Genomic DNA, 9,792 nt, shown 5'->3' on the forward strand with positions numbered 1-9,792 from the left:
CCAGCTCCTCGACCAGCCCCCGGGTGCCCGGCAGGTACTGACCCAGGTGATGCCCCGACGTCGACGAGTCGTCCGGGCTCGCGGCCGCGGACTCGGACGAGTCGGTGCCGGCCGGACGCGACGGGGTGACGTGCGGGTGGCGGACCCAGCCGCTCTGCCCGTCCACGGTCACCCGGACCATGCCGTTGACCATGTCGCCGGGCACGGAGGTCATCTCGGTGCCCGCGGGAAGCTGGTCGATCACCGGAGCCGTGCTGCTCGCGCCGGAGCGCAGCGGGGTGTCCTGGGCGGTGAAGTAGCCGCAGGAGCTCGGGGTGGTGATGTTCTGGACCTGTCCGGCATCGCCCTTGAGGCTCACGCCGCGCTGGGCCAGCCACTGGGTCGGGTCCTGCGACTCGCCGGTCAGCCAGTCGCCCTCCCAGATCTCGACGTGCAGATGCGGCGCCGTCGACGGGCCGGAGTTGCCGACCAGCGCGACGGTCTGCCCGCCGCTGACCTGCTGACCGACCTGGACGTGCGTCGTGGCGTCCCACATGTGGTAGTAGGCGCTGTGCACCGTCTCGCCGTCGACCTGGTGGCGCAGCACCACGTAGCCGGAGGTGTAGCGGGTCCCGCTGGATGCTCGGACGACGGTGCCGTCGGCGACGGCGCGGATCTGGCTGCCCTCGGCGGCGCCCATGTCCTGGCCGAGGTGGTAGGTGGAGCCGCCCTGCACCGGGATGCAGCGCGCTCCGTACTCGGAGGTGTAGCGGTAGGAGCCGGCGTCGAGCGGGCGGTGGAACTGTCCGGCCTCGCGACTGGTGCGCAGGGCGACGCCGTCGAGGACGCCCGGGGCCGCCGTCGCAGTGTCGCCGGCGGGGCGCTGGGACCCGTCTCCGGTGGAGGGCGTCGACGGCGCGGCAGGGATCGCCTGCGCCGCCACAGTGTTCAGCGGCATGGTCAGGCCGACGGCGAGAGAGCCGACGATGGCCGTCGAGAGCTTATTCGGCACAGCAGATTCCTCACTAGACGTACGCGCGGCGCGCGTCACCGTCCCCTTGAAGCTGCGACCTCCGGACGACCGACTCCGCCGGGCCTCGTCGCGACCAGTGCTGGTCGTCGCCGGGGATGGGAGCCCCGGCGGCCGCCGCGGGAGGCGGCCGGCGATGGGTGGCGGCGCGGGCTCGGAGCCCCGCTTCGCGGGCTTGCGTGACTCGTCCGGCGGCGTCTGCCGCACGATGGGACACCTGAGACAGGGCCGAACCCCGGCGAGTCGTGACTCACTGTACCGGGTCACGACGAGGTCACGGCAAGGAGAATCTGCGCAACGTTCGACCTCGGGTTCAACCCTCGGCCGCCGCGCGAGACCGGCGACGACGGCGCGTCCGGGGCCGGGGAGCCGGTCCGACGCCGCCGGAGGCTCCACCCCTGCGCAGGCTGCTGACCGGGAAGAAGACGATCAGAGGGCGACGCGGCCGAGCCGGCCGCCACTACCGCAGGACGCCCGTCGTCGGAGCCGCGCCACCCCCTGTGGTCGACCACTATTCCACCGGACTCCGGCCCGTCGTCGCCTTCGCTCGGCACGCCGGCGATATCGTGATCGGAACGTGACCCGTGACCGCGCTCCGCGCTGATCGCGCCGCAGTCCATCGCACGAGAAGGGCAGAACCATGCACCTCATCCAGCACCCGACACCTCGTCCCCGCGGATCGTCGGTCGCCCGTCGGACGGCCCTCCCCGCCGCACTGGTCGCGACACTGCTGGCCGCCGCCGGCTGCGCCGTCGGGGAGCCCGGATCCCCCTCCGGCGACGCCTCGTCCTCCCCCGCCCCGTCGTCGTCCGCCGCGTCCCCCGCCGAGTCGTCCGCCTCCGATGGCGACGACTCGACCGACCCCGGAGAGTCGCCCGAAGCCACGGGGACGGACGACGCCGGGGACGCCGGGGACTCCTCCGCCGACCCCGGCGATCCTGGGCTGCCCGCGCTGGAGGAGCTCGAGGCCGACGGCCAGCAGCGCTCCGCGGAGCTGGGCGCCTACTTCTCCCGGGACGAGGCCTGCATGGCCGTCGGCTCCACCCTCGACGGGCTGCGCGCCGACATGGACGGGGGCCTGCAGTCCGCCGAAGACCTGGCAGGAGCGCACGAGGCCGTCGAGCAGACATACCGGATGGTCCCGGCGACGCTGCGCGATCCCTTCGCCGCCGTGGACGCGACGCTCGGCGAGGACCTGGACTCGCTGGACCGGCAGGCGGTCCTCACCGAGCTCGAGCCCGTGCAGTCCTGGATGGACGGGACCTGCGACGGCGAATACCACTCGCAGGACGAGGGGGCCGCGCAGGATCAGCAGGACTGACGAGTCCGACCGACGGGTGGTCCGCGCCCCGGAGCCGGAGCCACCCGGCCCGGCGCGAGATTCTGCGCGAGATCCCAGGAAAGTCGGAGAGCATGCCCAGCACGCATGGACTCGGCGTCCAGCGCTCCGCCCTACTGTGGAGAGTGCCTCTTCGAAGGTGCGAGTGATACGGCAGGCCCCGTGTCGCGAGGATGCTCCCCTCCGTCCTCGCGGCGCGGGGCCTGTGCTGTGCCGGATGCTGGACCGCAGAACCTCGCGCCGCCATCGCGCTTCGTCGGCGCCGCGGGTGACGCAGTATGACCGCACCGGCCGTGCTCCGGGTACGGTCGAAGCGGACCGACGCGACGCACGTGTCGGCGCACGCCCCGGAGCACACCCCGGAGCATCCGCCGAACGACCCGGGAGGCACCCATGACCGACTCCTCTGCACACGCCGACGGCGCCCTGCAGCTCGACGGCGACCACGAGCGGATCGCCGCCTACTACCGCGACTGGGCCGCCGACTACGACCATGACGTGATGTCGGAGGGCTACGTCTCGCCGATGATCGTCGCCGGCCTGGCCGCCCTCGCCGTCCCGGCCGAGTCCGCCGTCGACGCCCTCGACGCCGGCTGCGGCACCGGCCTGGTCGGACGGATGCTGCACCAGCGGCGCCCGCAGGTGCGGCTGCACGGCGTCGACCTCTCGCCGGAGATGGCCGAGCGCGCTGAGGAGACCGGCACCTATGCCTCCGTCGCCGGCGGCGTCGACCTGCTGGCCTACGCCGCGGCCGAGGACTCGCCGCACTTCCCGCTGGTGCTCTGCTCAGGCACGCTGACCCTGGGCCACATCGGCATCGAGGGACTGGACGCGCTGCTGGACCTCACCGAGCCCGAGGGGCACCTCGCCGTCAGCGTGCGCCGGACGCATTCGCTCGAGGACGGCTACCCGCCGCGGATCGCACAGCTGGCCGAGCAGGGACTGGTGGAGATCATCAGCGAACTGATCAATGCGCCGTATCTGGAGAACGGCGGCGCCGACTACTGGCTGCTCCGCCGTCTCTGATCCCCCTCCACTGACCCGCCGCCCGCGCGACAGGCCCCGGGGCCTCTCGCCTAGACTGGGACCATGCCCGAGACAGCCCCGACGTCGCCGGTCCGTGTGGACGCCTGGCTCTGGTCGGTGCGGGTGTTCAAGACCCGTTCGGAGGCGACGACCGCCTGCCGCGCCGGCCACGTGACCATCGGCGGCGAACCGGCGAAGGCCTCGCTGAAGATCAGCCCCGGCACCACGGTGCGCGTCCGCCGCCCCGGCCATGAGATCGTGCTGGAGGTCGTCCACACCCACGCCAAGCGGGTGGGCGCCCCGGTCGCGCAGCGGGCCTACCGCGACCACTCCCCCGAACGGATCCGTCCGCGCGACGTCGGCCTGCCGGTGCGCCCGCGCGGGGCCGGCCGGCCGACCAAGCGCGAGCGGCGCCAGCTGGACCGGCTCCGCGGCGATCTCTGAGCCCGTCCGGCGACCGGCACGCCCGCCCGTTCTCCACACCCCCGATGCCCTCGTGCAGGGCAGGAAGGCTGACCCCATGACTGCAGCCGAGATCCCCGACGACGCACCCCGCCTCGACATCGGCCCCTCCGATGAGCTGCCCGAGGGCGAGGTGATGCGCGTCGACGCCGAGGACAGCGGCCACGACGGCGACATCGCCGTCGTCCACGCCGAGGACGGAGGGTTCTTCGGACTGGACGACGAGTGCAGCCACGAGTCCGTCTCGCTCTCCGACGGCTTCGTCGAGGAGGACACGCTCGAGTGCCCGATGCATGCCTCCGCGTTCTGCCTGAAGACCGGGAAGCCCGAGACGCCTCCGGCGCTGACTCCGGTGAGGACCCACCTGGTCACCGTCGAGGACGGCCGCCTCGTCCTGTACCCGGGCACCCCGCATCCGGAAGCTCGCACGAGCTGAGAGACCTGTCAGGGCGAAACCTTTCAAATCTTGCTGACCTGGGACGATAATTCCCAGGAAACTCCCAGGTTGCGTCATGCCTCCCGTCAAGGTCGGGGCCTACAGTAGTAATCACCTCATCAAGGTGCGAGTGATTCGAGAGCCCCCGGGCCGACCGTTCTGAAGCGTCCCCCTCACGCTGGTCGACCCGGGGGTTCTTCCCTGTCCGGGGACGCGCCGGGGACCCGGGGGACCAGCAGCGCGGAGAGCAGCGCACAGCCGGCGGCCGCCACGAAGGCCGTGCGAGCATCGGCGGCCTCGGTGATCGCGCCGAGGGCGGCTCCGCCGACCGTCTGCCCGGCGGCCAGCGCCAGGAACGCCAGCCCGACTCCGGCCGAGGGCTGGCGCGGATAGACTCGCGCACCGGTGACCAGCAGCAGTCCGGTCATCGCGATATAGCCGACGCCGAAGATCGCCGTCGCGAGGCAGGCCAGCAGTGCCGAGTCCGGCCGCAGTCCGAGCACCGCCGTGGCCGCACCCAGCACCAGCGCCGTGCCCGCCCAGGCGTGCCCGACGCCGATGCGGCGGGCCAGATCCTCCACTCCGGCTCCGAGCAGTCCGCAGAGCCCCAGCAGGCTCCAGGCCAGCGTGGTGGTCACCTCGCCCTGACCTCCGACCTGGGTCAGCACGTCCCGCCCGAAGACCCAGACCGCCGAGGTCGTGGCCCCGACGACGGCGGCGGTGATCAGCAGGCGCGGCGCACCGGCGGGCAGCAGCGGCCGCGGCAGCAGTCCGGCGAGCCGCTCGACGGTGCGGCGCGCCGGGGACGCCCCGACGGCGAGACCAGCCGGGGCGCTGCCGCCGGCCCGGCCCTCCGGCACGTCGCGGACGACCCAGGCCGTGGCGGCCGCGGCGAGGAGCGCGAAGACCAGCCAGGCCGCGCGCCACTGCTCCAGGGCGAGCAGCGCCGCCGGCCCGGAGAGCGCGACGCCGAGCCCGGTGCCGGCATTGACCACCACCTGAGTGCGGTCGCGGCGAGAGGCCGCGACCCGTGCGGAGACGGCGTGGGCCATCGCCGGCGAGATCAGCCCGGTGCTCAGCCCGCCGAGCACCACTCCGACGGCGAGCACGACCGACGTCGGGGCCAGGCCGATCAGCAGCAGGCCCAGCGTGGCGCAGATCCCGGCCGTCAGCGCGACCGTCCGCCCGCCGAGCCGCGGAGCGAGCATCATCGCCGGGTAGATCGCCGCGCAGTAGGCGGCGTAGCTGGCCGACCCGATGGCCCCGACCTGAGCAGCGTCGAGGTCGAACTCGGCGCGGAAGGCCGGGACGAAGAGCCCGTAGGCGAAGCGCGCCAGCCCGTAGGTCACCGCGATGATCGCCAGCCCGGATCCGGCCAGCCGTGCAGTGGCGGCGGCGTGGAGCGGAGTCGCCGGCACGTCGCGCCTCGCGGAACGGGCCTCGGTCTGGACGACCGCCCCGCTCATCGCCGCACCACCCGCGAGCCGCCGCGCCTCGATTCGACGGCCGAGCTCTCCGACGCCGGAACGCCCAGCCACGTCGCGCTGGCCGCGTCGACGCCGCGACCGATCTCGCGCAGACAGTGCAGAATGGACCGCATCACGGACATGACAACCCCCTATACCGATCTGTGAAGTTCCGCGCTCAGCGTAGGTACACAGATCAGTGAAGTCAAGGTATCCATGAACGATCAGACCATCGACGTCGACCAGCTCACGCCGGGAGCCCGCCGAGTCCTGGACGCGGCCTCGCGGCTGTTCTACGAGCACGGCATCCATGCCGTGGGAGTGGACGGCATCGCCGAGGAGTCGGGAGTGACCAAGCGGACCCTGTACAACAACTTCGCGTCCAAGGACGCGCTGGTCGCGGCGTATCTGCAGCACCGCCATTCTTCCTGGTGGCCCCGGCTGCAGGAGCGGATCGACGAGGCCGCCCCGCCGCGCGCGCTGGTCCTCTTCGACGTCTACGCCGAGGACGCGCTGCGCGTGACCCGCGGCTGCGCCTTCCTCAATGCCGCCGCCGAGCTTCCGACGGACCACCCGGCCTTCGCAGTGATCCGCCGCCACAAGGAATCCGTCGAGGAGCTGCTGACCCGACTCGTGCGCGAGGACAACCCGGAGGAGGCCCGTCCAGCACAGCTGGGGCGGCATCTGTTCCTGCTGCTCGAGGGGGCCTTCGCCCACCAGGGCGTGCGCGGCCGCGAGCTGATCACCGAAGCGCGGGAGATCGCCCGCGACCTGCTGCAGTGAGCCCCCTCCCTGCGATGACTCCGTGGGACGGGCGGGAATGCGCGCTCATTCCCACACTTTCCACGGAGTCATCCTGAGGCGACTCGGGGCGGGCGGCACCGCATGGTCACCCTTCGGGTCACGCCGTCGCGCGGCGGATGAGCCCGTAGTCGACGCCGGCCATCACGACGGCGACCAGCCCGGACCAGCCGGCCGCGCTCAGTGCGGTCTGCCGGTCGAACCAGCCCCAGAGACCGTCCCAGCCGACGGTCTGGACGGTCAGCAGCACTGCGACGACGATCAGCACCGTCAGCACCAGGAGCACGAGCCAGAAGACCAGCACGCCGAAGCGCCGGTAGAGCATCGACGCCCCGAAACCGATCAGCATCAGCATCAGTGCGACCACCGCGGCCGCCAGTCCGGCGACCCAGATGCCGTCGGCGACCAGGAACGGCAGCGCATGACTGTAGGTGTGCAGTCCCAGTCCATCAGTGGCCTGCTCCACGGCCGCCGCCGCGCCGAAGACGATCCCGTAGCAGATCGCGATCAGCACGAAGACCAGCAGTGTGCCGAGCAGATAGACCCGCCGGCTGAAGCTCAGCGCCAGCGCGAACGGGAAGGTGTGCGAACCGGAGTAGGCGGCCATGAAGGCCAGACACCAGAGCGCCGCCTGTCCCGACCCGGTGTAGACCGGGTCGCCCGGCCCCGGGCCACCGTCGAGCCGCTGTGCCCACAGTCCGATGCCCAGCGACAGCGCCCAGGCGCCGCCGAAGACGATCAGCGGGATCCAGATGATCTGCCGATTGACCAGATGCAGGCGGAACGCCGCCGGCACCCGGGCATAGGGAGAGCGGTGCACCGCCTGCTGCGTGATGGAGGACGTGGTGGACGGCCTAGTCTCGGCACTCATGAGGTGCTCCTCTCCTGCTGCTCGTGCCGCTCCCGCTGCGAGGTCAGGTGGACCACCAGCTGCTGCAGCGAGACCGGCAGCAGGTCCAGGTCCAGCTCGGCCGCGCGCCGTCGCTCGCCGGCGTCGAGCCCACCCAGGACGGTGGTGCGGGATGTACGGCCCATGCCCTCGTGCTGCAGGACCGTCCGGCCGGCGGTGAGCTCGCCGACGGCGTCGGCGCGGCCGACCAGCGTCACCGCGCGGTCGCGCAGCTCCTCGACCGGCTCGTCGAGCACCACCCGCCCCTCGTCGAGGAGCACCACATGCTCGATGAGGTGGGCGATCTCGTCGATCAGATGCGAGGAGAGCACGATGGTCCGCGGGTGCTCGGCGTAGTCGGCCAGCAGCCGGTCGTAGAACAGCTGGCGAGCGACGGCGTCGAGCCCCATGTAGGGCTCGTCGAAGAAGGTCACCTCGGCGCGCGAGGCCAGCCCGATGATCACCCCGACCGCCGAGCGCTGCCCCCGCGACATCTTCTTGATCCGCGTCTTCTCCGGGACCTTGAACTCGACGGCGAGCCGCTCGGCGAACTCCTGGTCCCAGCGGGGGAACGCCATCGCCGCGGCGGCGAAGGCATGCGAGGCCCGCGCATCGTCGAGGTACTGCTGCTCCTCGCGGACGAAGCAGATCCGCGGCAGCACCTGCTCGTTCTCATGCGGATGCTGGCCGAAGACCCTCACCTCCCCGGAGGTCGGCCACTCCTGCGCGGTGACGGTCGACATCAGCGTGGTCTTGCCGGCCCCGTTGCGGCCCAGCAGACCGTGGATGACGTCCCTCTCGAAGCGCACCGAGACGGCGTCCAGCGCCGTGGTGCTGCGGTATCGACGGGTCAGCCCGTCGACCTCGATGACGGCGTCCATCTCCCCTCCCCTCCTGCGCGACGCCGAGGCTCGGCGTCGCGCCTGTCCATGCTGGTCAGCCGGCTCCGCCGCCGGGCACTCCGCGCGCCCGGATCAGCTCGACGACGGTCTCGACGTCGAGGCCGAGGACTCCCGCCTCGGCGAGCATCGGCTCGATGTGGTGGTCGGCGAACTGCCGGCGCCGCTCGGCGCGGAGCACTTCGCGGGCACCGTCGGCGACGAACATGCCCAGCCCGCGCCGCTTGACGAGGATGCCGCGGTCGACGAGCAGGTTGATGCCCTTCGCCGCCGTCGCCGGATTGATCCGGTGGAAGGCGGCGAGCTCGTTCGTCGAGGGGGCGCGCTCGCCCTCCTCCAGCGTTCCGTCCAGCACCGAGGCCTCGACCTGCTCGGCGATCTGCACGAAGAGTGCCCGCCCCTCGTCCACAGATCCGACCTCCGACCGCTCGGCGACACCACCTCTGTGGTTCATTACTCCACTAATGAACCATGGACGTCAGACGGCGTCAACTGCCCGACCCGGGAGATGGCTCCGCGGAAGGTGTGGGAATGTGCGCTCTTTCCCGCACCTTCCGCGGAGCCATCGCCCGGGTCGAGGGATGAGACGGCGGCGGGGACGTGATCCGCGTCCTGTGCAGAGTCATCGCGCCTGCGTAGGATGAACCGCATGAACGGTGACTCTGTGGAATGCTGGCTGACCGACATGGACGGCGTGCTCGTCCGTGAGAACGACGCCCTGCCGGGCGCCGCCGAGCTGCTCGAGCAGTGGCGCCGTCAGGACTTCCCCTACCTGGTGCTGACCAACAACTCGATCTTCACCGCCCGGGACCTCAGCGCCCGCCTGCGGCACTCCGGCCTCGTCGTCCCCGAGGACCGGATCTGGACCTCCGCGCTGGCGACGGCCACCTTCCTCGCCGGACAGATCGACCACGAGCACAACGCCCAGGGCAGTTGCTACGTGGTCGGCGAAGCCGGACTGACCACGGCGCTGCACGAGGTCGGGTTCATCATGACCGAGACCGACCCCGACTTCGTCGTCGTCGGCGAGACGCGGAACTACAGCTTCGAGGCGATCACCAAGGCGGTGCGGCTGATCAACGCCGGCGCCCGCTTCATCCTGACCAACCCGGACGCCACCGGACCCAGCCCGGAGGGCGTGCTGCCGGCCACCGGAGCGATCGCCGCGCTGATCACCAAGGCCACCGGCCGCGACCCCTATGTGGTCGGCAAGCCGAACCCGATGATGTTCCGGTCGGCGCTGAACCACTTGGGCGCCCACTCGATGCAGACGGCGATGATCGGCGACCGCATGGACACCGACATCGTCGCGGGCATGGAGGCGGGCATGCACACCATCCTGGTGCTCAGCGGCCTCTCCGATCGGGCGAGCATCGCCGAGTACCCGTTCCGCCCGAACCGCATCATCGACGGCGTCCACGAGCTGCTCGACGAGCCGCTGGGCGCCGACGACGACGTCGACCCG

At 71.7% G+C, this 9,792-nt stretch carries 11 protein-coding genes; 6 read left to right on the plus strand and 5 right to left on the minus strand.

Features of this window, described 5'->3' with window-relative positions:
- Positions 1 to 991 (minus strand): peptidoglycan DD-metalloendopeptidase family protein (locus GU5_RS0112080; RefSeq protein ID WP_010525831.1); only part of this gene is annotated, 991 nt, incomplete at its 3' end.
- A 658-nt stretch (positions 992 to 1,649) separates the two neighbouring features.
- Here GU5_RS0112080 and GU5_RS16495 point away from each other — a divergent pair.
- From GU5_RS16495 to GU5_RS0112105, 4 genes are all read left to right on the plus strand, one after another.
- Entirely contained in the window at positions 1,650 to 2,330 is a 681-nt protein-coding gene (locus tag GU5_RS16495) for a hypothetical protein (RefSeq protein WP_010525832.1), read from the plus strand.
- A 411-nt stretch (positions 2,331 to 2,741) separates the two neighbouring features.
- A complete protein-coding gene (locus GU5_RS0112095; RefSeq protein WP_010525833.1) occupies positions 2,742 to 3,374 on the plus strand; it encodes a class I SAM-dependent methyltransferase in 633 nt (210 codons plus the stop codon).
- A 63-nt stretch (positions 3,375 to 3,437) separates the two neighbouring features.
- On the plus strand, positions 3,438 to 3,818 hold the full coding sequence (locus GU5_RS0112100; RefSeq protein ID WP_029514262.1) for an RNA-binding S4 domain-containing protein: 381 nt from the start codon (positions 3,438 to 3,440) through the stop codon (positions 3,816 to 3,818).
- Positions 3,819 to 3,894: 76 nt separating this feature from the next.
- Complete coding sequence (locus GU5_RS0112105) at positions 3,895 to 4,272, plus strand: non-heme iron oxygenase ferredoxin subunit (RefSeq protein WP_010525835.1); 378 nt, start codon at positions 3,895 to 3,897, stop codon at positions 4,270 to 4,272.
- Between the two features lie 173 nt (positions 4,273 to 4,445).
- Here GU5_RS0112105 and GU5_RS0112110 read toward each other — a convergent pair whose 3' ends face one another.
- Positions 4,446 to 5,738, minus strand: coding sequence for an MFS transporter (locus GU5_RS0112110; protein ID WP_010525836.1), 1,293 nt, complete (start codon positions 5,736 to 5,738; stop codon positions 4,446 to 4,448).
- Positions 5,739 to 5,954: 216 nt separating this feature from the next.
- Here GU5_RS0112110 and GU5_RS0112120 point away from each other — a divergent pair, with 216 nt between their 5' ends.
- Positions 5,955 to 6,521, plus strand: coding sequence for a TetR/AcrR family transcriptional regulator (locus GU5_RS0112120; protein ID WP_010525837.1), 567 nt, complete (start codon positions 5,955 to 5,957; stop codon positions 6,519 to 6,521).
- Positions 6,522 to 6,639: 118 nt separating this feature from the next.
- Here the strand turns inward: GU5_RS0112120 and GU5_RS0112125 are convergent, their stop codons facing one another.
- Genes GU5_RS0112125 through GU5_RS0112135 form a run of 3 tightly spaced genes read right to left on the minus strand, consistent with a single transcriptional unit; the run spans position 6,640 to position 8,781 of the window.
- Positions 6,640 to 7,410 (minus strand): hypothetical protein, encoded by a 771-nt coding sequence (locus GU5_RS0112125; RefSeq protein ID WP_010525838.1) that lies wholly within the window; start codon positions 7,408 to 7,410, stop codon positions 6,640 to 6,642.
- Entirely contained in the window at positions 7,407 to 8,309 is a 903-nt protein-coding gene (locus tag GU5_RS0112130) for an ATP-binding cassette domain-containing protein (protein WP_010525839.1), read from the minus strand. The genes GU5_RS0112125 and GU5_RS0112130 overlap by 4 nt, the downstream gene beginning before the upstream one ends.
- 55 nt (positions 8,310 to 8,364) lie before the next feature.
- A complete protein-coding gene (locus GU5_RS0112135) occupies positions 8,365 to 8,781 on the minus strand; it encodes a GntR family transcriptional regulator (RefSeq protein ID WP_050806684.1) in 417 nt (138 codons plus the stop codon).
- A gap of 195 nt (positions 8,782 to 8,976) precedes the next feature.
- Between GU5_RS0112135 and GU5_RS0112140 the strand changes: the two genes are divergently transcribed.
- On the plus strand, positions 8,977 to 9,792 hold an 816-nt coding region (locus GU5_RS0112140), incomplete at its 3' end, for an HAD-IIA family hydrolase (protein WP_010525841.1).

This window comes from Nesterenkonia sp. F (genome assembly GCF_000220985.1).
Classification (GTDB): Bacteria; Actinomycetota; Actinomycetes; order Actinomycetales; family Micrococcaceae; genus Nesterenkonia.

Excerpts from the sequence above, each read along its gene's own strand:
- GU5_RS16495 (WP_010525832.1), top strand. The coding sequence starts at position 1,650 with ATGCACCTCATCCAGCACCCGACACCTCGTCCCCGCGGATCGTCGGTC.
- GU5_RS0112095 (WP_010525833.1), top strand. The coding sequence starts at position 2,742 with ATGACCGACTCCTCTGCACACGCCGACGGCGCCCTGCAGCTCGACGGC.
- GU5_RS0112100 (WP_029514262.1), top strand. The coding sequence starts at position 3,438 with ATGCCCGAGACAGCCCCGACGTCGCCGGTCCGTGTGGACGCCTGGCTC.
- GU5_RS0112105 (WP_010525835.1), top strand. The coding sequence starts at position 3,895 with ATGACTGCAGCCGAGATCCCCGACGACGCACCCCGCCTCGACATCGGC.
- GU5_RS0112110 (WP_010525836.1), bottom strand. The coding sequence starts at position 5,738 with ATGAGCGGGGCGGTCGTCCAGACCGAGGCCCGTTCCGCGAGGCGCGAC.
- GU5_RS0112120 (WP_010525837.1), top strand. The coding sequence starts at position 5,955 with ATGAACGATCAGACCATCGACGTCGACCAGCTCACGCCGGGAGCCCGC.
- GU5_RS0112125 (WP_010525838.1), bottom strand. The coding sequence starts at position 7,410 with ATGAGTGCCGAGACTAGGCCGTCCACCACGTCCTCCATCACGCAGCAG.
- GU5_RS0112130 (WP_010525839.1), bottom strand. The coding sequence starts at position 8,309 with ATGGACGCCGTCATCGAGGTCGACGGGCTGACCCGTCGATACCGCAGC.
- GU5_RS0112135 (WP_050806684.1), bottom strand. The coding sequence starts at position 8,781 with ATGAACCACAGAGGTGGTGTCGCCGAGCGGTCGGAGGTCGGATCTGTG.